At 51.8% G+C, this 24,071-nt stretch carries 10 protein-coding genes; 8 read left to right on the top strand and 2 right to left on the bottom strand.

Annotation, left to right across the window (positions count from 1 at the left end; translation table 11 throughout):
* Positions 1 to 22: 22 nt before the first annotated feature.
* Both DFQ01_RS11125 and DFQ01_RS11120 read right to left on the bottom strand, forming a co-directional pair.
* Entirely contained in the window at positions 23 to 5,749 is a 5,727-nt protein-coding gene (locus tag DFQ01_RS11125) for a beta strand repeat-containing protein (RefSeq protein WP_110043970.1), read from the bottom strand.
* A 94-nt stretch (positions 5,750 to 5,843) separates the two neighbouring features.
* A complete protein-coding gene (locus tag DFQ01_RS11120) occupies positions 5,844 to 7,004 on the bottom strand; it encodes an acyl-CoA dehydrogenase family protein (protein ID WP_110043969.1) in 1,161 nt (386 codons plus the stop codon).
* 351 nt (positions 7,005 to 7,355) lie between these two features.
* On the opposite strand from DFQ01_RS11120, the gene DFQ01_RS11115 reads away from it, so the two are divergent.
* Genes DFQ01_RS11115 through DFQ01_RS11080 form a run of 8 tightly spaced genes read left to right on the top strand, consistent with a single transcriptional unit; the run spans position 7,356 to position 24,070 of the window.
* On the top strand, positions 7,356 to 8,993 hold the full coding sequence (locus DFQ01_RS11115) for a BtrH N-terminal domain-containing protein (protein WP_174812695.1): 1,638 nt from the start codon (positions 7,356 to 7,358) through the stop codon (positions 8,991 to 8,993).
* Between the two features lie 11 nt (positions 8,994 to 9,004).
* Positions 9,005 to 13,528, top strand: coding sequence for a non-ribosomal peptide synthetase (locus DFQ01_RS11110; RefSeq protein WP_110043967.1), 4,524 nt, complete (start codon positions 9,005 to 9,007; stop codon positions 13,526 to 13,528).
* Between the two features lie 38 nt (positions 13,529 to 13,566).
* Positions 13,567 to 16,674, top strand: coding sequence for a cyclic peptide export ABC transporter (locus DFQ01_RS11105; RefSeq protein WP_110043966.1), 3,108 nt, complete (start codon positions 13,567 to 13,569; stop codon positions 16,672 to 16,674).
* A 12-nt stretch (positions 16,675 to 16,686) separates the two neighbouring features.
* Complete coding sequence (locus DFQ01_RS11100) at positions 16,687 to 17,382, top strand: thioesterase II family protein (protein WP_110043965.1); 696 nt, start codon at positions 16,687 to 16,689, stop codon at positions 17,380 to 17,382.
* Positions 17,383 to 17,406: 24 nt separating this feature from the next.
* Complete coding sequence (gene fabD, locus DFQ01_RS11095; protein WP_110043964.1) at positions 17,407 to 18,702, top strand: ACP S-malonyltransferase; 1,296 nt, start codon at positions 17,407 to 17,409, stop codon at positions 18,700 to 18,702.
* The gene (locus tag DFQ01_RS11090) at positions 18,662 to 19,828 is read left to right on the top strand and encodes a pyridoxal phosphate-dependent aminotransferase (RefSeq protein WP_245946625.1); all 1,167 of its coding nucleotides are present in this window, start codon (positions 18,662 to 18,664) and stop codon (positions 19,826 to 19,828) included. Before fabD ends, DFQ01_RS11090 begins: the two co-directional genes overlap by 41 nt.
* Before the next feature lie 37 nt (positions 19,829 to 19,865).
* Entirely contained in the window at positions 19,866 to 20,264 is a 399-nt protein-coding gene (locus DFQ01_RS11085; RefSeq protein WP_110043963.1) for a VOC family protein, read from the top strand.
* A 14-nt stretch (positions 20,265 to 20,278) separates the two neighbouring features.
* Positions 20,279 to 24,070, top strand: a complete 3,792-nt coding sequence (locus DFQ01_RS11080) for a non-ribosomal peptide synthetase (RefSeq protein WP_110043962.1) — start codon at positions 20,279 to 20,281, stop codon at positions 24,068 to 24,070.
* The last annotated feature ends 1 nt before the right edge of the window (position 24,071 follow it).

Here is a 24,071-nt window from a genome sequence, read left to right as displayed (position 1 = left end):
TTGACTGGATAGAATTATTCGGTCACTCTTCCTCCTCATCAAGAAGGATGATATCCAATATAGTCGTCTGCTGATCGATAATGATTGGCTTCGCAATTACACTCTGTTTCCCTGGGAACGAAAACTGGGCGGGCGGAATACCTGCGGCTACATTGCTTAAGGTGTACCGACCTGCTGCGTTGCTTATGATGCTTCGCACAAGAATCCGGTCATCGGTCCGAATCTCGGCTAAGGCATAATTCAGCGGTCTGCCCTCAGCGTCTCGAATGGAACCTGTCAATGTACCGAAGGTGGAGCTGAGTGATAGATCTGTCCTCGCAGCAGGGCTAGCTGCAGCTCCAGCTTGTGAGCTGTGTGCGACTGAGCCGAAGTCAGGCGAAGAGACGGTTACAGTATACGAGCCGCCAGGGGCGAGGCCGCCTACCTGATAGCTGCCCGATCCGTCTGTTACTGTACTCCCGAGTGGTGTACTGCTCACCGGATCCAGAACAGTCACAATCGCACCAGAGACAGGAGATCCAACGACATCATCAGTGACCGTTCCGACAATTGCAGTTGGATTATTATCCAAAGAAAGATCAGCTGTCAGTGTCGTCTGCTGTATAGGCTGCATGACGGAATTGCTGCCGGTTTGATAATCAGGGGCACTCGCAATGACTGTGAGATTGCCAGAAGGAACACTTGCGGTATACTGCCCGGCACTGTTCGTAACCCCATTTCCAACGATAACTCCATTATCATCAACAATGGTGACCGAACCGCCAGCCAAGGGAGCGCCTGTTCCGACATCTCGTACCGTACCGCTAACCGATAGTGGAGCTGTAAGTAATGAGAAATTGACGATCGAATTTTGACCGGGCAGAACGGAAGTGGAAGTTTGAAGCGTCACGAAACCGGTCTGCGATGCAGTCACAACATAGTTGGCTGCTGCAACTTCACCAAGATCATATCTCCCGTCTGAATCACTCAATATCGATGCAACAACGGGACCGAAGTTGTTATACTGCCGTAAAACGATCGCTGCACCTTGAATTCCTGCACCATTCGAATTAGCCGTTACGAAACCACTAATTCTGCCCGGAAGCTTGTCGAGCGCAAAGCTGAAACGGGTCGTCTCGCCGGAGAGGATGGAAAAGCCGCCGAGCTCCGAAGCGTAGCCATTTGCGCCAGCGCTCGCGGTGTATGATCCAGTAGGCAGGTTCGGATACGTATAGACACCTCCGTTATCGGTTACGACAGTTGCGATCAGTGCACCGCTCACGCCATCATATATCCGAACAGTTGCACCTGATAGATCTGTGCCATCAGCAGAGTCGCTGACAAACCCAAATACATTGCCCGGATTTGGGGTTAACGTGAGTTGAACAGTAGCAGTCTGTCCTGCTGAAGTTACGATTCCGGCCGAGTCTGATCCAAATCCGGGAGACGATGCAGTAACGATCAAATTGCCGGCGGGTATACCGGATAACAAGAAATTTCCATTCTCATCCGAGAAAGTCGGGATAATGGGATGCCCATAAATATCATTGACGTTGATTAATGCCCCAGAAACACCTAAGCTTCTCGAACTGTCTATGACGCGGCCGGATACCGATGCAATCGGCGCAGTCAGCTTGATGGTAAGGGTTGTGCTCAGTCCCGCTCGAATGAAAACGCCGATCGTTTCGCTCTCGAATCCAGGCGACGAAACGTTCAGTGTATATTCGCCGGGCTGAAGATTACCGCCAAAGAATGTACCATCGATTCCAGCGAAGAATGTGTTAATAAGAACGCCTTCTTGCGAGAACAGTCTAAGCTGCGTATTGACTGATGTTATTGGGTTTCCAGATAGATCCCCAACTGTGCCAACAAGACTTCCGAAGGCTGGCGTTAACCCAATGGATGCAATTGTGCTCTGTCCGCTGATTACAATTGCCCCGGCAGTGCCCGTTGTATAGCCTTCTGATCTTGCAACGACAAGATAGGGTCCTGGCTGAAGGCCAGAGATTTGATAATTGCCGAACATGCTGGCTGAAACGGATGTGACAGATAAGCCAGAAGCGCCTAAAATACGAATTTCCACATCGGCTCCACCTAGTGGTTCCCCAGTCGTGGCATCTGTAATTTGCCCATTCACATTGCCCGGATTTGGTATCAACTCGTAATTAAAGCCTGTTACATCCTCGCCCGGATCCAGCTTGACACCACGAATGACGTTGCTGAAGCCTGGGGCAGAAGCGATGGCAGTTAACGTACCTGAAGGTAAATTGCCGACGATATAGCTGCCATCCGCCTGCGCTTGGCCAGTTCCTCGAATGGACTCATTGCCGTTCAAAATTTTGACAGATGCTTCGGGGATTGGATTGCCAGCCGCATCTTGGACGAGTCCAGCGATTGTTCCAGGGCTCGGTGTCAGATCGATCACAACGTCATCGACTCCACCAGGAACGATGTTGGCTCCTATGACACCAGAGGAGTACCCGGAAGCAACGGCTGTCAGCAGATACGAGCCTTCTTGTACGGTATTGAATGTGAAGCTGCCATCCGCCTCCGTTACCGTCGTAGCAATTTGAATGTTGTTCAAATTACTGAGCTGCACGACTGCGCCGCCAAGCGCGGGCCGTAGCACACCGGTAATGGTACCCGGATTTGGAGCCAAAGGAATGGCGGCCGGCGTAATCGCATTCGCATTTACAATGACGCCGAACGTATTGCTCTGATAGCCGGACGTTTGCGCGACAATCGTATAGTTGCCAGCTGCAATACCTGTCGCATCAAAGCGGCCATTGCTGTCTGTAACGGTGATGCCGATTAGGAAGTTGTTCTGATCCATGATGTTCAGCACAGTGCCGGAAAGTCCAATTCCTGTGATGACGTCATAGACCGTTCCTTGAATCGAGCCTGGTTCGGGTATCAGAACAAGTCTAAGCTGTGCAGCAGATCCAGGCGTCACATTGACCGTAGCGGAAGCGGTTTGGTAATTGTCGGCCGAAGCGAAGACCGTATATATGCCTGGTGTTAAACTGCTGGATTGAAATTGTCCGATCGGGTCTGTAAACAGACTGAAGATCGTAATCCCGTTAGCGCTTGTAACGCGAATTTGAATGCCTGCACCAACAATGGGATTTCCTATCGTATCAACAACAACGCCGCTAATGAATCCGGGGTTCGGCAATAGCGTGAAATTAAGCTGCGTTTGCGCATCGGACTGGACCACAACGCTTGCATATTGATTTTGAAAATTTGCAGCGGATACATTGACGATGTAGTTGCCAGGAGCAAGGTCGGCTATAACATAGGCCCCGTTCGTTTCCGAGAGAATACGGGTAAGCAGGACAGGCCCGCCATCTACATTGTTTTGTACAGCGACTGCTGCACCAACAACTGGATTTCCTGACGTGTCGGTAATGCTTCCAACTACCATTCCAGCGTCGGGGATGAGATGGAAATTGACGGTTGTTGTAAGAGCTGATTCGATGATTGCCCCGAAAGTATCCCCGCCGAACCCGTCCGTTCGCGCAGACACCGTATACACATCTGGAGCAAGATTGCCAATTAGGTACGTTCCATCTTCCGCTGTTGAGACGCGAGCAATGATGATATTATTCCGATATGCACGGATAACGACATCTGAAAGCGGGTTTCCATTCAGGTCCGTGACCGTTCCTGCGAGCGCACCGGCTAGTTTCTCAAGCGAGACATTAATAGGTGTTGAAGTGCCCGAAGTGACGATGGCGCCTACTGTTTGTGCCGCATAGCCTTCTTCTAAGAAATTGACGGTATAGCCTCCTGGAGATAGTGAGGGAACCGAATAAGATCCGTCTGGACCGCTCACAGCGGTCTGCAGTGTAATTCCTTCAGCGTTTACGACATGAATGCTTGTGCCGGGAAGCGGCTGACCGGACTCCGCGTCGGTGATGGTTCCAGCAATACTGCCGGCTTCGTGCGATAGAACTAAATGAACGGTTGTCGTTTGACCCGGAGCGACTTGAAACCCAATAACCTGTGTAACAAAACCAGGATCGGAGACTCGCAGTCGATCATTCAAGTCAGGTGCGAGGCTGTTCACATGGAATACGCCGAGTTGATCGGTTGCGACCGTTGCAAGTACATTGTTGCGATTATCGAGTACTTCCACTTTCGCTCCTGCAATGGGCGCACCGGCAGTGGAAGTTACCGTACCTGTGACAGAACCAGGGCTGCCTGCAAGTGCCGCGTTTACGATCTGATTTTCACCTGAGGCTAATGTAAGAGGGAGGTCCTGCTGTTGAAAACCAGTCGCAGCTAAGCTGATCCGGTAGTAATTCGGCAGCAAGTTGGATACCGCATATTGACCTGCCGCATTAGTGGAACTTTGCGCGAGAAGTGCACCGATGGAATCTGTTATATGGATGGCCGCTCCTGCGATCGGGCTTCCATCCGCCTGACTCGTTACAGTTCCCTGAACAGAAGCGGGTTGAGGCAGCAGAATAACGTTAACAGTCGTTACAGCGCTGGAGGTCACAGACGCGCTAACCGTTAATGTTTGATAATTCGGCAAAGCGAATTGCAGCTGAACATTGCCCGGCAGCAGATTCGTAATCGAATAGACGCCTCCCGTACCGCTGACGGCAGAACCAATCGGATTTCCTGAAGGCAAGCTAGTCGACTGAACGGTAACGCCAGTCAGTGGAAGGCCGGTAGACTTATCAATGATCGTTCCGCTAACCCCGCCGGTCGTTACGATGGTGGCTGTGGCGGTGCTTTGCGGAGCTGTAATCGATTGTCCGGTGAACAAATCAACGCCTTTGGTCGTCTTGATATCGATTGTACCTGTGGGGGATTGTACAAATGTACCTTGTGCAGTGTATTGCAATGTCGCGGATGAACCGGCGTTTAAGGTGCCGATATTCCAGGTCAACGTCGCATTCGTCAAACTTATGACGGCTGACCCGCTGGAGGCTGAAACGACTTGCAGCGATATGAGCTTATCAAACCGATAAAGGGCGTTGATGAATAGAGCGGAAGCACTGCCGCGGCCTGTGTTGGATATGACGATCGTTCCGTTAATGATATTGGATTGTCCAGCGGTAAGCGTGAGTGGGCTGCCGTCAACCGATTGGGTTACGGACAGCTGTGCGCGTACGTCACCGCCTGCAATGGTAACGGGATCGCTGAATGCCGAGCTTAACGTTTGTCCTGTTCCGATGAAGTCTTTGTTGAAATTATTGTTGTTGGTCGATGTGAAAAATAAAAACCGGAGCGAAGATTGCTCCGTTATGCCGAGCAGGGGAAAGAGGGTTGCCTTTGGTACGAAAAAGTCGAGAAAATAGTTCGTTCCTCCACCAAAAGCGGAGCCATCACCAGTAGGTGCTGCTCGAGCAATGTCATAATTGACGATCGGCTGCGTGAAGTTCGGGTTCCCTCTGCCGTCGGTTCCTTCGGCTTGGTCGTTAAAGCTGTCCGGAACTTTAACCGTGTTCTGGATCAGATCCACGGAGTTATTCAATCCGTTAACCGCCAGCACCCACTCATAGGTGGCGGGGACGCCGTCTGTATCGAACAGGACGCCCCAGGCAAAATTGCGGAAGCCAGTCTTAAATCGAGGATCGGCATTCAGGCGAATTCGAAAGTAAATGTTCGTTCCGTCATACCCGTAATAAGCTGCTGGGAAAGCAGTGCTTCCCACGATGTCCGTCTCGTCAGGCGATACATCCCGCACAGGATCGGTGACTGGTGCGCCACTGAGCCTGACAGGGACATATTGCGCATTGCTTGGAAATGGCATCATGATCCCCCAATTCAATAGGATGAAAGCAATCGATCTTCTAACTAAATGAATATGTTCGATTGCTCTCGTCCCATTACTGGAGAGTAGGGGGGAATTAGCAATATTGGGATATTTGCTGCGACTCCAGACCGTATGTGTTCAGGCCGAAATCGCCTATAAGCTGCTGCTGCACCTGCGAGGTGCCTTCAATAATTTCCAATATTTTCGCCTCTCGCAGCAGTCGTTCGGCCGTGCTGCCGGAACGGCAGCCGTTGGCGCCGAGCACTTGGATGGCATCGAGTGCAGCTTGGACCGCCGTTTTTGATGCAAAATATTTGGCGATCGCAGTTTCGATGAGCGCCTGTTCGTCACGAGCCTGCCGAAGCTGACCTGCCCGCAGGCAAAGCGCACGGGCTGCATGTACCTGCGTCACCGTATCGCCGATGATTGCCTTTACCGAGGGAGTCTGTCCAAGCTCACCGCCGAGCTGTTTACGTTCCTTAGCGTAAGCGCTCATCACGTCCAGTGCTTCTTGCGCGATAGCAAGTGCAGACCAAGCGACACTATAACGGCCATGATCAAGCGCCGTATTCACCACGTAGCTGAAGCCAGCGCCTTCTTTAGCAAGCAAATTCTCCTTCGGTACAACGACATCCTCCAGCCTGACTTCAGCGATATGCGTGCCTCTGGCACCGATCATATTCCCGATCGGACAGGTACTGAGCCCTTTCCGTCCACGTTCAACGATAAAGGCCGACATTTTCCCGTTTGCATCCTTGGCGATAACGATGAAAAAATCGGCAATATCGCCGAAGGATATCCATTTCTTCACGCCTGTAAGGATATAGCTATCCTGATTCAGCCTGTATGTAGTAGTCAGCTCCTGAGGATTCGTTCCGGCTCCAGGCTCGGACAGCGCGAATGCGCCAAGGGATTTCCCTTTGGCAATGGCGGGGAGCCATTGCTCCTTCTGTTGGGAACTGCCGAACCGAAGCAAACTTTCGCCGACGAGAGAAGTCTGGATCGTAAGAAGCGTTCGCGCCGAACTGCATGCTTTGCCGATCTGCTCGGTCAGCATGCCATATTCCAATGCGTCCCATTCGAGACCGCCGTATTGGCGGGGAAATGTTGCACTTAAGTAACCGTTCGAGGCGAGAGACGCAATCGTTTCGGGCGGCATCAATCCTTCCTCATCGCAAAGCACCGCCGCTGGCCGAATCACGGAGTCGACGAAACGTGTTATTTCCTTCGCATCATAGGGACGAATAGCAGACATGGCAGAAACCTCACTTTCACTTAGTTATTTTTGGTTGCATTTCCTGAATTGGTGTATATTATTAGAAGAGTATACGATTCTACACATTATTCCACAACCCTACTTAAATTTTAGGTGGTGGTACACAAAACGATAGATTTAGTCGGAATTTGAACCAGTAATTACCCATCCTCTTATATTTTCATTCGCCATTAGTATCATGAAAGAAGTTTTCTTATCACGCGCCTTTCAAACTTCCAATTCAACTTCTCGCATTTACTAGCTCGTTACGCCTCTTTCAAATCTTAATCGCAATCGTTTTCTACTGCCGATGAACAAGAAGAAAAACCAATCCAGAATGGAGGTTTTTGTTTGTTGTTGCTCGATATTAAGCCTCTGCATAGTCGGGGAGCTTGTCTGCAAGATTTGATTGCTACTGCCTCCGGGCATCGAAATTTAAGCAATGAACTGATGTATTCGGAAGCGTGGGGCTTCTCCTTTCGATTGCCGGAGCCAGATGCCGCCTACATAATTGGCTATGGACTGGAGCCGGATTACGAGACTTGTTTACACGACCTTGACCGTTATCAAGGCATTGAGGTTCTTAGCCAGAAGGCGGAGAGTTCCGCAGCTGTTCTTACGCACATCGAGAAGAATCTGCAAGACGGCACTCCTGTCATCATCTATTTGGACAGTTTCTGGACGACTTATCTTGGCTCGTCGCGTGTGAATCATCATGACCATTACGTGCTGGTCGTAGGAATCGACAGGGAGGCCAACGTGTTATACTGCGTTGACCCGCCGGTAAGCAAGAAGACGGAGCTTTTGCCAATAACCGATTTTCTGGAAGGGAATGATGGAACTTTCGCAAGTTTCCGCTTCCATTCGAATATACAGGAATTCGATGCGATTGCCTGGACGAGCCGTCTTCGCGACAAGTTGTGGCCATCTGGCAGAGAAAATATTTTCGATGCCATTCATAGATTTGCAGACGCCATCGCAGATGACAAGTTCGATATGAGGGCTGAAGTTGCTTTGTCGGCTGGAGAAGGTATCTGGATGAGTCCGTTGGTATGGGGACTTATCAATGTGAGCAGCGGACGCAAATCGATCGGAATTGCCGCTTCTTACATCGGGGAACGCTTCGCTCAACCTCGATTCAAGCAACTGTCGAATCAATTGGAAGCTGCTGCGCAGGAATGGGACTCCATACGTGCGTCGCTGCTCAAACTCAACTATATGAAAGTAATTCCTAAAGGGTTCAAGGAGAAAATCGTCGACCAGCTCAGACAGCTAGCAGAGGACGAGCGTTCGATGGCCGCAGCCTTAATAAAGGATATCCTCGGTGAGAATGTATCGGAGTCGGATGAAGAGCGCGTGATGAGCATGCCGTTAAGCTATGAATTAATTCCGGCCGCACAGTCAGATGTGCTCGATGATTGGCTTCGGTTGAAAGCGCTGCCAGTACAACTTGCCGAATGGTGCAATAACAATGGAGTCGGCTATTTACGCTCTTCTGCCTCGCTCACTTGCATGGATGACAGCGAGCATTTCCTGCTCGAGGAAGGACAGGAAGGAAGATTCTGGTCGGATGAAGCTTTTCGGGAATTCCTGATGAATGAGCCTTCACGCGGTAAAGACGACAATGTTTCCTGCTTCGGCCAGCGAATCGAGTTTGAACCCGACTTCTATGCGGGAGCTGTGTTTATTGGCTGTTCCGAATGGGGGAGCTTCGAGGAAACGTTAACGATTCACTATCAAGATGGCTCTTCGCAGCAGGCTTCTATAGCCTTTACGGATTGGCAAGCCGAAACACCAGCGTACGGCGAACGAATCATATGGCAGGGCAGAACGGCTAGATATTTCAGAACGAATGATTATTTCGGTGAAGGACGCAAGCTGTACCAGCGTGCACTCGTATTTGAACCGAGAAAGAAAGTATCGAGTATCGAGCTGCCGATTTGTCCGAACATTCATTTGTTCGCGTGTAATCTATACCTTTCAGAATAGAGTGGAGGGAAATGATGACGCAGGAAAATCCGAAGCTTGAGCTGCTGCAATCTCAAATGCGGATTTGGTTCATTGAAGAGATATTCCAATCAAGTCCAATTTACAACATTGGAGGAGCAGTACTGTTTCAGGCGGAAATCTGCGAGGAACGGCTTGAACAGGCTATTGTACAAGCTGTCGCGAGACATGACGGACTTCGCATGCAGCTTGCATTAGAGAACGGGGAACCGCGCCAGTATATAACGGATCATGTGCCGCAAAGTTTGGAGAAAGTGGACTTCAGCACAGAGCCCGATCCTGAGCAAGCGTTCCAAACCTGGCTCAAGGAAGCTTCAGAAACGCCATTTCAGCTTTACGGCAGCGGACTGTATCAGTTCGTGCTTGTTCGAGTGAGCGATCGGGAATCGGGATATTTGTTGAAATTTCACCATTTGGTTGCGGACGGTTGGGCAATGAAGATTGTAACGGAAGACATCATGGCCCTCTATGAACAGCTGCTGTCAGGAGAAGAAGCCGTATTGCCGCCGGCTCCCTCATTTATTCACGCGGTCGAGGACGAGCGGCGTTACCTGGAATCGGATCGATTTCGTAAAAACAAAGCGTATTGGCTTGAGAAGTTCGCAGAGCTTCCAGAAGACGATGCCGATCTACCTGTGTTCGCCGATTATGAAGCAAGGCGCAGCACCTTTCGTCTAAATTCGCACACGACCAGCTTGATCAGACAGTGGACAGCACGGACGGGACTCAGCGAGAATGTGTTTTTTACGACGCTGGCCGGATTGTATTTGAGCAAATGGAAGCGCAAACACGATCTTGTGCTGGGTATTCCTGTACTGAATCGGTCGGGCAGAACGGAGCGTCAGACAATGGGCATGTTCGCAAGCCTTATGCCTCTTCGCGTCCGGCTGGACAAGGATCACACGTTCAAGCAGCTTGCTGCCGAGGTGGGGCGCGAGCTGAAGAGCGGATTTTTTCATCAGCGGTATCCTTATAATTTTCTCGTTCGCAATTTGCAGCAGAGCTGCGCTCTGCAGGGTCAGTTGGTCGATGTCTGTGTGAATTACAGCAATGCTGCACTGCTGCAGGAGTATGGGGGATTGCCCATTCGCAACGTCGATTTTTTCCCAGGCTATCAGACCTATGATCTTCATTTGCTGATTAAGGATTGGGGCGACGAAGAGCGAATTCGGATCGATATCGAATACAAGACCGGACTATACTCGGAAGCTGAGATCGATGCTATGGCAGTTCGCTTGGAACGGCTGATCGTTCGGATCTGTACGGAGCCGGATATCCAAGTCGATTCGCTTCAACTGATAGGGGATGAGGAAAGCGAACAATTGTTGAATAAGGGCGCCGGCCCGGTTGCCGACAGCGGTCCTTATCTTTTCATCGATGAATGGCTTGCTCACCAGGCCAGGGAGAATGCGGATCTGCCCGCATTAAGGTTTGGTCATAAGCGGTTCACCTACAAGCAATTGAACGAATCAGTCGATCGAATTGCGTCCAGGTTATCCGCATCAGGGATTCAAGAAGGCGATATTGTAGGCTTGTGTGCAGCGCGCTCGCATGAAATAGTCGAAATCGTTTTCGGCATATTGAGAGCGGGAGCGGCTTACTTGCCGCTTGACCCCGCTTATCCGTCGGAACGGATCAGGCTGATGTTGGATAAATGCGGAGCAGCCGCGGTCATTGCAGAGGATCGTCAATTCGGGATTGTGTCGAGCTTGCATCCGAAGGCGCTTCGTGCCGAAGAACTGATCAAGCCGGAACAGCGGAGTACGGAGGGTCGTCACTATTTTTCTGCGCTGAGCAGCAGAAGTGCGCAATCTCCTGCTTATGTTATTTTCACATCCGGTTCAACTGGGCAGCCGAAGGGCGTTGTGGTCGAGCATGCCGCCTTGATGAACCGACTCATGTGGATGCAGCGGCAGTACCCGCTTGAACCGGGAGATGTCGTGCTGCATAAAACGCCGTTCACATTTGATGTGTCCGTCTGGGAGCTTCTTTGGTGGACGATTTCGGGCGCAGAATGCTGCGTGCTTCCTCATGGAGCAGAGAAGGATCCGAAGCTGATTGCGGAAACGATGGAAGCCTCCCAAGTTACGGCTGTTCATTTCGTTCCGTCGATGCTCGGGGCATTTCTGACCGCTCTGGAAGCAGGGATCATCCATGTCGATCAACTGCGGACGGTAAGAAGGCTGTTCGCCAGCGGAGAAGCGCTGCCAGCCGATTATGTCAGGCGGTTCTATTCGTTACTGAAGGCTTCGCTACATAATTTGTATGGGCCGACGGAAGCGGCGATTGATGTCACTTACTTTGATTGTCTGCCGCCCGACAATAGCGATTGTTCGGTTTCAATCGGAAGACCGATCGCTAATATCCGTTTGTATATCGTGGATGAATCGCTGCAGCTTGTCCCGGACGGTGCCGAGGGCGAGCTATGCATCGCAGGTGTCGGACTGGCCAGAGGTTATGTGGGGGATGACCTCCTAACCGAAGCGAGATTTGTTCGGTTGCCGTTGACCGGAGAACGTATATACCGAACAGGGGATGCCGCCAAATGGCTTCCGGATGGGAAACTTGCTTATTTGGGGCGGATCGACCAGCAGGTGAAAATACGCGGTTACCGGATCGAACCGGGCGAGATCGAGCAGCAGCTTCTCGGTTGTCCTCAAGTGGAGGAAGCGGCTGTCATAGCACGAACAGACGCAGCCGGAGAGAAATTTCTTTGTGCATACGTTGCGACGTCCGAGCCAGTAACGATAGAGATGCTGCGAGAGCATTTGCTTGCCACACTTCCGATCTATATGGTGCCGGCGCGTTTCGTCTTTATGGAGCGGCTGCCGCTCACGACGCATGGCAAGATTGACCGCAAGTCGCTGCCAGATCCGCCTGTCATCATGTCTATTACTGAGGATGATGATCTTGGGGACGAGCGGCATAAGCTCTTCTTGCAAATCGTGAGAACGGTGCTCGGGAACGATGGGATCGGCTGGTCCAACAACTTCTTCCATGTTGGCGGTGATTCGATTAAAGCGATACAGATAGCTGCCAAGCTTCATGAGCAGGGAATAGCGCTTCAGGCTCAACAACTATTGGAGAAGCCGGTTCTGCGTGAGGCGGCATCAGCATTGACACAACATACCGCCAAGAGTGAATACGTGCCTGCCGGAGCTGTAAATCCGACACCGATTACTGAATGGTTCTGGTCAAAGGAACTTGCCGAACCGAAGCATTTCAATCAAAGCGTTGTGCTCAGACTCATCAGGGCTGTGGATTCGGCTGCTCTGGAACAAGCGCTGGAGGAGCTTCTTCAGTCATGGGACGCTTTCGCGCTAATCGTTCATCCAGATAACAAGGCGCTGTACTACCGCACTGGAGAGCGTAACACTTTCCGCATCGAGACAGTTGATCTGTCCGAGCAGGATACACATCAAATACACGCATCGTTTGAGGCATGGGCGGATCATTGGAAGTCGAGTATCGATTGGAATGACGGGCCGCTATTTAAAGCAGCGATCGTTCGGCTGCCGGACGGGGAGAGTCGTCTGCTGCTAACCGCACATCATCTTATCGTGGACGGCGTATCGTGGCGGCTAATTATCGATAGGCTGTCGGCAATATTGGAAGGAAGCGAGGGCATGAGATCGAGCAGCGTCGCATTTGGCGCATATGCGGAGCAGCTGCACGCTGGGCCGGCGAAGGATCGTGCTATGAAAGAGCTGAGCTATTGGCTCCGTGAAACGACTGCAATTCCGATAAGTCTCCCAACTGATTGTGACCGCGGCCCTGATTTGCTCAAGTATTGTGCAACGGTCGGGCTGACGCTTGATCGAGCGCATACCGAACAGCTCATGGGATCTGCGAATGATTCGTACCGTACACGCACGCAGGAGCTGCTTCTGGCCAGTTTCTCACTCGCTGTTCAGCATGTCACAGGACGCAGTGGAGTTCTCGGCTTCATGGTGGAAGGCCACGGAAGAGACGGAGGCTCCGACATACTGCCGGTCGACGGCACAGTGGGTTGGTTTACCTCGATTTATCCGGTTAACGTGATGCTGGACGGGCTGGACATAACAAAGCGGATCACTTCCGTGAAAGAAAAACTGCGCGCTGTTCCTGACGGGGGAAAGGGCTACGGGATGCTTGTCTATCTGATGCGAGAGCTGGAGCCGTTGGACGAGTCGGTGCGTGTGCGGTTCAACTATCTTGGCGAGCTCGATGCCGGATTGGATAGCGATTGGTTTGCCCTGACGGATGAATCTTATGGAAAGGATGTTTCTCCTGAGAACAGACTTGGCTGTTTGCTTGATGTGAATGTATTCGTTTACGACGGCAGACTGCGGGCTTTCATCGCATATAGCCGCAATTCCTTCTATGACGACACCATCTCTGGGCTCGTCAGACAATGGAAGGAGCAGCTTGAGGCAATGCTACGGCACTGCACAGAGCAGCGGGCGGTTGATTTGACTGTGTCAGACTTTGCATGGTCAGGACTCAGTCAAGATGAGCTGGATGGGTTGTTTGGATAGAGCGGGCTGAGAGATCGCTGGAATACCGAGGAGGAACCATGAGAATTTCGAAGGCTATCCGTGTGCTTATTATTATACTGATCGGGGCGATGCTGCTCGTTTTCATAACCCTTTCAAGCGCTGCTTCTGCCCAAGACTGGTCACCGCCTGACGATCAGATCAGCGAGTGGATCGCTGATAAATGGAAAGAGAGCGGAATTCCGGGCATGTCTGTTGCCGTCGTCGATCGTAACGGCATTATATTCAGCCGCAATTACGGGTACGCGGACCGTGACCGAACACAACAAGTGACATCGGAAACAAATTTTGAGCTTGCTTCCTTGTCGAAAGCGTTTACCGGACTGGCGGTGCTTAAGCTGGAGCAGGAAGGCAAGCTCAAGCTGAGCGACCCGGTGAGCCAATATCTACCCTGGTTTCATGTTCGGTACAAAGGGACGTCGCCAACGATTACGGTAGGCGAGCTGCTCTACCAGACGGGGGGAATCCCGTTCAAATCGATCGGCTTCATTCCGGAGGGAACAGGCGATACGATGCTGGAAAGCACCGTTCGCACATTGATCGATACCGAGCTCGATCATAAGCCGGGTACACAGTTTTTGTATGCGACGATTAATTACGCCGTGCTCGGCTTGATCGTGGAGAAAGTGACTGGCGAGCCTTATGACGATTATTTGCAGCGGCAGGTTTTAACGCCACTCGGTCTCAACTCAACGTATGCCGGCTACGGTAAATTGAAGGCTGGCGCCGTCGTTTCTCAGGGGTTTAAACGCAGCTTTTTGAGTTCCAGACCGTATGATGCGCCCGCTTATGACGGCAATACGCCAGCTGCATATGTGCTGACCAATGTGCAAGATATGGCACGGTGGATTCAGATCCAGATGGGAACCGCACAGGATGCTCAGTTCGACCAGGAGCTGATCAACCAATCGCATCAGCCAGACCGCACGGTCTCGCCGAATTATGACGGCTCCTCTTATGGAGCGGGTTGGGCAATTTTCCAGAAGGGCAGCGGCGAATGGAGCCATGAAGGGACAAATCCAACCTTTTCCTCCTACATCGTTATTCGCCCGGAGGAGCAGGTCGGTGTAATCGTTCTTGCGAATATGAATTCGGAATTTACCGCCCGAATCGGGCAAGGAATCATGGATAAAATGCTCGGCGTCAAGGTGATCAACAACTCTTCCGACTATTACTCGCAAATCGATAGCGTCGCGATGTGCATGCTGCTCTTCACGCTGCTGGCGGGGGCTGTTCTAATCTACGCTTTTGGCAGAGCGGTTGTCGATTCGGTCAATAGGAAGAGAACATTTAGCGGCTTCGGGAGAAGAACAGCTGCCGCTGTGGCGATGACGATTCTCTCAGCGGCAGTATGTTTGACGGGAATATATTTTCTCCCCGATCTGCTGTTCTGGGAGCTGCCATGGCGCTTCGTCGAGGTATGGGCGTCGTCGTCCGTGATGTTCGCGGTTTATGCCGCTGCGGGTCTTACCGTTCTATATGCCGCTTATTCGGTCTTTTGCCGAATTTATCCGCGGCCGAAGGAGAGAGCCGTAGTTACGATCGTCCTGGTGAGCTTGCTCAGCGGCTTCGGCAATGCGTTTATCGTCTTCATGATCAACGAATCGTTCCGGCGCTCCGGCGACCGTTTCGAGACCGAATTGTTCATGTACTTCTTACTGGGGATCGTGTTCTACGTTTATGCGCAGAAGGTTGTCCGTTCGAGGATGGTCCGGTATACAAACGAAGTGCTGTTCGAGAAAAGAATGAACATCGTGGACCGGATTCTGGCGAGCCGCTATTCACGACTTGAGAAGATCGACCCCAGCGTCGTCAATTCCGCATTGATCAGCGACACCGAGACGATCTCCAATTCGATCAATTTAGCGATATCCGGGGCGACAAGCTTGATTACGCTGCTGTTCTGCTTCATTTATCTCGGTTTTCTCAACTTCTACGGTTTGCTGATATCGATCGGCATCATTCTGGCCGCTGGCGGCATTTATTATATCGCCGCTTCGAAGGTCAATAAGCTGTGGGAGTTTACGCGTGATATTCAGAATACGTTTTTCCGATTTGCAGGCGATCTGACCAAAGGGTTCAAGGAGCTGTCGCTGCACAGCGTGAAACGGCGCGAATTTCGTATCGACATGGCGAACAACGGCAGGTTGTACAAAGACAAAAGGTCCGAGGGAGATTTGATGTTCGCCAATGTCTATGTGATCGGCGAACTGCTATTTACGATCGTCATCGGAGCGGTTGCCTTCATTTTCCCGTTACTGTTCAAGCAAATGGGCGCCGATCATTTGCGAAATTATGTGTTTGTCTTTCTGTACATGACAGGTCCAATCAACGGCGTGTTGAATGCGATCCCTCAAATTCTCAACATCCGCATTAGTTGGAACCGAATTAAGGGACTGATTGGCGAGCTTGACCACAATGAGACGCTGCCAGCGTCAGAAGCATCGGCTTCAATGGAAGATCAGGGCAGCGGCCAGAACGTTGTAGCGTTGTCGCTTGAGAAAGTCGCTTATCATTACGGCGGCGAACAAAGCTCGGCATTTACGCTCGGACCGATTGATTATACGTTCCGTACGGGCAATATCGTCTTCATCACCGGCGGGAACGGAAGCGGCAAGTCAACGTTTGCCAAAGTTTTTACCGGACTTTGTCTGCCGGATGAAGGCGTCATCTCCATTAACGGGCGTCCGGCGGATACGAGGGAGCTTGGCGAACTGTTCTCTGCCGTGTTCAGTGAATTCCACTTGTTCGACCGAATATATGGAATCGAGACGGCTGGAAGAGATCGGGAGATTGACGATTATTTGAAGTTGCTTCAATTGGAAGACAAAGTAACGATCAAGGATGGCTCGTTCAGCACAACGAAGCTGTCGACCGGTCAGCGGAAACGGCTGGCGCTGCTGCTTTGCTATTTGGACGATAGACCTTTTTATTTGTTTGACGAATGGGCTGCCGACCAAGATCCCGAATACCGCGAGTTCTTCTACACCTATCTGATGAAGGAGATGAAGCGCAGCGGCAAAGGCGTCATTGCGATTACGCATGACGATCGTTACTTCCATTTAGCCGATCATGTCGTGAAGCTTGAATTCGGACAAGTCGTTCGCACCGAGCAACTAGCTCTATAAAAGGAGAGACACATGGACTTATATTGTTTGCCCTATGCAGGAGCAAGTTCGGCGGTTTACAAGAAGTGGGAGAAGCCGTTGGGAGGCGAGCTGCGAATCCAGTCGATTGAATTGCCTGGAAGAGGACGCAAGTTTGGGAAAATGCGTTTGAACAGCATGGAACAAATGATCGAGCATGTATTCGAGGAGTTGAAGGGAAGACTCGAATCCGGCGAACCATACGGATTGTTCGGACACAGCCTCGGCGGCATGCTCGCTTACAGGCTGGTTGAGAGAATCGGGCAAGCAGGTTTGCCTGCACCTAGGCATTTATTTATTTCAGGCGTACTTCCCCCGCATGCAACAAGACCATACATGATCGACCACACGCTTCCGGACATCGAGCTGAAGAATGAGCTTCAGCGATTGGGAGGGCTGACCTCCGAGGTTCTTGATCATCCGGAGCTGCTGAAGCTGATGCTGCCCATCATTCGTTCCGATCTGCAGGCTCATAATGACGAGCACACGTTTCGGACTCAAGCTGGCCCTGTTCCTTGCGATATGACGGTTTTCTATGGCAGGCAGGATCCGCTCACGGAAGGCGATATGGGGGGCTGGAGCCTATATACAAGCATGAATTTCCAGATTGAGGCTTATGCTGGAGGCCATTTCTTCATTCATGACGAAGAAGCGAGTTTGACCAGGACGATGGTCTCACGACTGAAATAACGTTTGCAGGAGGAGTGGATATTGATGATGAGAGCAGCAGTCATTTTCCCCGGGCAGGGGGCGCAGTATGTCGGTATGGCCAAGGAATTGACAGACAAATATGCATTTGCCAGGACAAGATTCGCCGAAGCCTCCGATGCGGCGGGAATCGATCTGCTTAAGTTATGCGCAGAGGGGCCGCTTGATCGGTTGACCCTGACGGCAAACGCGCAGCCGGCGGTACTGGCAGCCAGCTATATTGCATTCGAAGCGCTGCAGCAAGAAACCGGACTTGAGCCCACGATGCTTGCAGGTCATAGCTTGGGCGAATATACAGCGCTTGCCTGCGCAGGCGGCTTATCGTTCTATGACGCAGTGCGAATCGTAAGGTACCGCGGTCAACTTATGCAGCAGGCAGTTGCCCCGGGAATCGGTGCCATGATGTCGATTATCGGCCCTAGCGCAGAACGAGTCGAATGCGCGTGTGCGGAAGCGACGATGCCCGGCAGCGTTGTCGTTATCTCGAATTACAACTCCCCGGAGCAGACAGTCATTTCCGGCCATTCCGATGCGGTAGAGCGATGCGGGGAATTGCTTCAGGAAGAGGGGGCGAAGACGGTAAAGCTCAATGTAAGCGCACCGTTTCATAGTCCGCTGATGGAGGAAGCTTCCGAATCGCTAAGAGAAGAGCTTCTGAAGCTGGATTACAAGCCGCTGCGCTATCAGGTCATCTCCAATGTGACGGCATTGCCGCATCATAACGAATCTGGCATTGCCGAGCTGCTGACGAGGCAGTTAACAGCACCTGTCATGTGGGCGCAAACGGCGGCCTATATCGCGCAGCACAAAATGGCGATTTGCATTGACACGGGGCCATCCTCCATCGCTCTCAACTTGATGCGATCAACAAGCCCGACCATGAAGCTGTTCGCATATGACAAGACAGTGGAACAGGATAGGGTCCATCGGCTATTCAGGCATATGCGGCCCGCTGCTCCTTCGACGCTCGCGTTTGTATCCAGATGTTTGGCTATCGCGGTGTGTACGCCTAACACGAATTGGAATGCTTCTGAGTATGAGGAAGGCGCAGCCAAGCCGTATAAAGATATCCACCAGCTGCAGTTGAAGCTGGATGAGGAAGGACGCGCGCCGACAGACGAAGAGATGGCGAGAGCACTTGAGATGCTGGTATCCGTGTTCGAGACGAAGCGGACGCCTCCGGCGGAGCAGCGTCGGCGCTATGAACAACTGATGAAGGAAACAGGCACAGAATCGTTATTTTATGACAAGGGGCTGATAGATGATGTTGCAAGTGAAAGACAATATCCAGTATCACGATGAGCGTTTCCTGATGTTCGTTATGGATCAAGTAGCCAATGAGTACGAGCGTGAAGGCAAGGATGTCGTACGGATGACGCTTGGCAAATCGGAGCTGCCTGTCCGAGAGGAAATAACGGAATCGATGGCGGATGCGCTGCGGGACTTCTCCAAGAGCGCGCTTGTTTTCCCAGGAGGACTTCCCGAGCTGAAGGAAGAGCTCTCCAAGCATTATGAGGAACGGTACAACCTGCAAATTTCCCCGAACAATTTTGTAATCAGCGTTGGTACAAGCACCTTGTTCCGTAATCTGTTCCATGTACTTCTTAAAGAAGGAGACGAGGTGCTGCTGCCCTTCCCTTATTATTCGCTCTATCACTTCTGTGCGCTGCTCGTAGGCGCAACGATCAAATATTACAACATTGACACGAACAACATGGGGCTGGATATCGATTCCTTCAAGCGCAATTTCTCAGACCGGACGAAGGTGGTCGTTATCAATTCTCCTGGCAATCCGCTCGGCAATATACTGACACGGGAGGAATTATACAAAGTCGATGAGATCGTCGGCGGACGAGCGGTCGTCATCAATGATGAAATCTATGCCAACATTTGCTTTGACGAGCCTGGCGAATCTGTCATGCAGCTTGAGAACACGAAGTCAACTTTTATTACAACGAATGCGTTCTCGAAAGGTTACCGGATGTACAGCAGACGCGTCGGCTACTGCATCGTTCCAGATGAGCTCGTTACACCGCTAACGGTCATTCAGCATCATACCTTGTTGACGCTTGATCCGGTCGTACAATTCGGAGCGATCGAGGCGCTTCGCCATCAGGAGGATGTGAAGGAGCTGGAGGATATGTTCCGCGTTCATCGTGATTACACGATGGAGATGTTCGAGGAGGTTCCGCTTGTCGAGGCGCTGTATTCCAAGGGCGGTTTCTATATCGTTCTGGAATGTGCGGCATATATGAAGGCGAAAGGCATCGAGACGAGTCTGGAGCTGGCGGAGCGATTAATGGAAGCGACTTATGTGGCTACCGTGCCGGGCTCTGACTTCGGACTGCCGACAACGCTAAGGCTTTCATTTTCCAGTAAGAAATATAAGGCAGGCATCGACAGGCTTGTGTCGTTCTTTCAAGCGTAATCGTTAATCCAAATCACATCACGAGGGGGAAGGCTGCATGCGAGGCGTACATCATGTAGGTTGGGTAGTAAAGGATATCAAAGCGGCCATTCCTTCCGCACTTGAACTGCTCGGGCCGAATTATACGGTCGGCGAAATTGTGCATGACCGCATACGGCAGGTGTTTGTCTGTTTTCTTACAAGCGAAGGATCATGCGCGTTCGAGCTGATCCAGCCTGATTCCGGGCAATCGCCGGTTGCTGATTTGCTCGGAAGATCGGGAGCGACCGTCTATCACATTTGTATGCAGGTCGAGGATATCGATGCGGAGATCGGGAAGATGACGTCCAGAGGCTGTCTTGTTGTAAGCGGTAAAAGTCCGGCGCCTGCGATCGACGGACGAAACGTCGCTTTCGTGTATGACATGAATCTCGGATTAATCGAAATTGTTGAATAAGGGAGGGGATCGAGATGGCGATTGCCGCCCCGATTGCTAAAGAGCTGGTTGAAGATATTCTAATGCTGACTCCGATGCAGGAAAGCATGCTGTTTCATTATTTGAGCAGTGAGCAATCACTTCTTTATTGCGAGCAGATCGGTATTGAGATTGAGGGTGATATCAATATTGATGCCTTTATCTCCGCCTGGCGGGCCGTAACAGCTGCGAATGAACCGCTGCGGGCCGTGATCCGTTGGAACGAGCAGCATAAGGCTGTTCAAATCATTAAGCGCAGGCATGAGATTCCGATCATCGAGACGGATTTGACTTATGTTGCACCCGAGCAGCTCGCAGAGAAGATGCAGGAGCTGCGAGAGAGCCGTCTCGCCGACCGGATTGACGTTCGTGAAGCGCCATTCCGAATGATGCTCTGCAAGCTGTCCGAAGCGAAGTTCGAGCTGTTGATCGATTTCCATCATATGATCTTGGACGGTTGGAGCCTCGGCGTCTTATTGCAGGAATTCGTTACGAGCTATGGGGCGATGGTTCGCGGCACAACGATACAACTGCAGCGGAAAACGTCCTACAGCAGTTATATTCAATGGTTGAAAGAGCAGGATAGACCCGCACAAGAGGCCTATTGGCGAAAGTATTTATCCGGCTTGCGCCAGCGCACCCTTATTCCAGGCGACCGTCCGCAGCTTGGCGCAGTCATCGATCCTGCTGTCGTCAGATGTGTTTTTGAGGATACGCTGGTCGATCGCGCCAAGCAATACAGCCTCGGCAAGGGCATATCCATCGCAAGCCTGCTGTACGGGGCATGGGGCGTACTGCTGCAAAAATACAACAATTCGAACGACGTTTGCTTTGGCGTTACCGTTTCCGGCAGGCCGCCGGAGATTCCTGGCATTGAGCATATGACCGGACTGTTCATTCAGACCGTTCCGCTTCGGATGACTTCTTCGCCAGGACAAGCTGCGCTGGACTTTGTGCTGCGCACGGCAGCCGATCTATCAGGCAAAGAGGCTAATGCTGCGCTTCCTGTGAGGGAGTTCTCGTCGTTTACGGATACAGGAGAAGGCGTCCTGCCGTTCGATACGGTCATGGTCATCAAAAATTATCCGCTCGATCAAGGTTTATCCTTCGATGCGGAAGGGCTGCGCTTCAAGAAATCATATGGAAATGAAGAAACCAATTTCGATTTGACGCTGCAAGTTACGGTACATGACGGAATTGCAATCGATTTTCATTATAATACGGAAATTTACGATCGTTCGACGATTGAACAGCTAGCCGCACGATATCGGCTGACGGTCGCAGCTCTCATCGAGCTTGGAAACCGTCCGCTTGCAGAGCTGCAGTTAGTCACACCGACTGAGCGGGAAGAGCTGGGCAGGCTATTCCACGCGACAGCTGCCGAAATTACCAACGACCGGATTGAGGATCTTATCTGGGAGCAGGCTGTCAAGCTGCCAGATCAAACGGCTGTGCGATTCGAGGAGCAATCGCTTACGTATGCTGGGCTAAAGCAGGAAGCCGTTAGAATCGCGGAGCTGCTGAAGAGGAATGGCATTGAACCGACGGCGAGAGTGGCGCTTTCGGTTCCGCGCTCCGCGATGATGGTTGCAGCCTTTCTCGGTATTCTTGAGGCGGACTGCATCTGTGTGCCGCTGGACCCCTCGCATCCTGCGGAACGGACCCAAGCGATCGTGGAAGATTGCGGAGCGGCCGCCATGATCGTCGAGGATGCAACAGCTGCAGCTGGCTTTGAAGGGTTGATTGTGACCATCCCTAAAGAAAAGCTGTCATCGGCAGGTTCGGCTGCCAAGTCTGCATCTGATGCCGGCGAACGCCGGAAAGCGGATTCGTCAACGGTTGCCTGCATGATTTATACATCGGGCTCGACTGGAAAGCCGAAGGGAGCAATGCTGCACCACCGGGGTATCGTTAACCATGCCTTTGCCAAAATAAACGATTTGGGCATTGATAGCAACGATAAGGTCGGTAACAGCTTCAGTATCAACGTCGTCGCATCGATCTGGCAAATACTAGCGCCTTTATTCGCCGGTGCGGAGCTGATCGTCTATTCCGCGGAAGTTGAAAGAGATCCGCTTGAGCAGTTTAAGCTTATCGAAGCGGACGGTGTATCGGTTATCGAGGTCATACCTTCGGTTCTTAATGCCTATGTCCGGCTGCTGGAATCCGGTCATCCATCGATCCCGCTCAACAGTCTGAAGGTAATTGCGTTAACCAGCGAGGAGACGAAGCCGGGTCTTGTGAACCGGTTCTATAACCGCTACAACATTCAACTTGTGAATGCTTATGGCCAGACGGAATGCTGCGACGATACGCTGCATTACCGGATTCCAATGTCGACGTGGACGGAGCGGGTCCCGATTGGTCGTCCCGTATTGAATACGCGTCCGTACATCGTCGACTTCAATGGCGCCCTGCAGCCCATGGGAATGGTTGGCGAGCTGATCGTCGCAGGTGCGGGCGTATCCAGCGGCTATTGGAACCGTCCGGAGTTGAACGAAGAGAAGTTTATCGAGCATCCGCTTGAACCCGGGACGGTGATGTACCGAACCGGCGATTTGGCCACGTGGCTGCCCGACGGAACCATCCGCTATTTGGGACGTGTCGATCATCAGGTGAAAATTCGCGGAAACCGAATCGAGCTGAGCGAGATAGAGAATGGTATCGCCCGGATGAATGCAATCCGCGAGGTTGCCGTTATTCTCAGATCCAACCAGCGAGAGGAAGAAGCGCTATGGGCATTTTTTACGGCGGATAGGCCGCTTACGGTTAAGGAGATTCGGTTGTTCCTTCAAGATTTGCTTCCTTCTTACATGATGCCCGAACAGCTCGTGCAGTTGGAAGCGATGCCGCTTATGCCCAACGGCAAAATCAACCGGGGTGCGCTGCGATCAATCGAAGCGGATTCGCTGCCGATCGGCAACGCAGAGGCTGCGCCCGCAAGTGAGATTGAGCGTCAAATTTCGGCGATCTGGCAGGATGTGCTGCGCAAGGACAGGCTGAACATCAGCGATACTTTCTTTGATGCAGGCGGCAATTCTCTACTAATCTTGCAGCTTACGGCACAATTGAACGCTAGATTCGGTGTCCAACTGACAGTCGCGGAGCTGTTCACGCATGCGACGATCCGCAAGCAAGCGGAGCGTATTCGAATGCTGACAGCGAAGGAGCTGGCTTCTTCCATAGCTGTCCGGTCCGTGAGACTACCTGAAAGCGCCGAGTTATCCGCTTCAACCGCACACGGGGATACGCTTACCTTCGAAGTGCAGGTCCCTTCTGAAGTTTGGAAGTCTTTAATGAAGGTGGACAAGGCGAAGGCTATTCAGGCGAGTGAGGCGGCGTTTGCCGCACTCGGGTTGCTGCTAAACAAGATTTCGGGACAAAACGAAGTAAACGTATACGCGTATCGACCGGAAGACGGCAGGATCAAGCCAATTCATTATAATTTTGAGTTCATTGACGGCATTCCAGAGCTAGCAGCGACGTTGGCGACAGACAAGGAGCAATGGCTTGAGTCGGGGGCGTTCCTGCTGCCGACGAATGAGACAGGAACTGAAGCGATTCGGCCCGTCATGTCCGTGCGGAGCGATGACCGCAAGGTTTCACCAGAGTTGTCCAATCTGTTCAATCTGCATGTGGAATGGCATGAGCAAGGCAACGACTCTGCTGTACTTTCGTGGAGGCTGGAGCACAGCGCATTCCCTCGCGATCTGGTGAAGCAGTGGGTCGGTGCTCACTCGAAGCTGACTGCATTCATCGCTGAGCAGCTTGCTTCGCAAAGCTTGTAGG

The sequence above is a fragment of the Paenibacillus cellulosilyticus genome (assembly GCF_003182255.1).
In the GTDB taxonomy this organism is placed as follows: Bacteria; Bacillota; Bacilli; order Paenibacillales; family Paenibacillaceae; genus Paenibacillus_T; species Paenibacillus_T cellulosilyticus.
Note: the sequence above shows the minus strand (reverse complement) of the source record. Positions and strands in the feature narration are given on the sequence as shown.

Bases quoted from the DNA above. Each gene is read 5' to 3' on its own strand.
- DFQ01_RS11125 (WP_110043970.1), bottom strand. From the start codon at position 5,749: ATGATGCCATTTCCAAGCAATGCGCAATATGTCCCTGTCAGGCTCAGT.
- DFQ01_RS11120 (WP_110043969.1), bottom strand. From the start codon at position 7,004: ATGTCTGCTATTCGTCCCTATGATGCGAAGGAAATAACACGTTTCGTC.
- DFQ01_RS11110 (WP_110043967.1), top strand. From the start codon at position 9,005: ATGATGACGCAGGAAAATCCGAAGCTTGAGCTGCTGCAATCTCAAATG.
- DFQ01_RS11105 (WP_110043966.1), top strand. From the start codon at position 13,567: ATGAGAATTTCGAAGGCTATCCGTGTGCTTATTATTATACTGATCGGG.
- DFQ01_RS11100 (WP_110043965.1), top strand. From the start codon at position 16,687: ATGGACTTATATTGTTTGCCCTATGCAGGAGCAAGTTCGGCGGTTTAC.
- fabD (WP_110043964.1), top strand. From the start codon at position 17,407: ATGATGAGAGCAGCAGTCATTTTCCCCGGGCAGGGGGCGCAGTATGTC.
- DFQ01_RS11090 (WP_245946625.1), top strand. From the start codon at position 18,662: ATGATGTTGCAAGTGAAAGACAATATCCAGTATCACGATGAGCGTTTC.
- DFQ01_RS11085 (WP_110043963.1), top strand. From the start codon at position 19,866: ATGCGAGGCGTACATCATGTAGGTTGGGTAGTAAAGGATATCAAAGCG.
- DFQ01_RS11080 (WP_110043962.1), top strand. From the start codon at position 20,279: ATGGCGATTGCCGCCCCGATTGCTAAAGAGCTGGTTGAAGATATTCTA.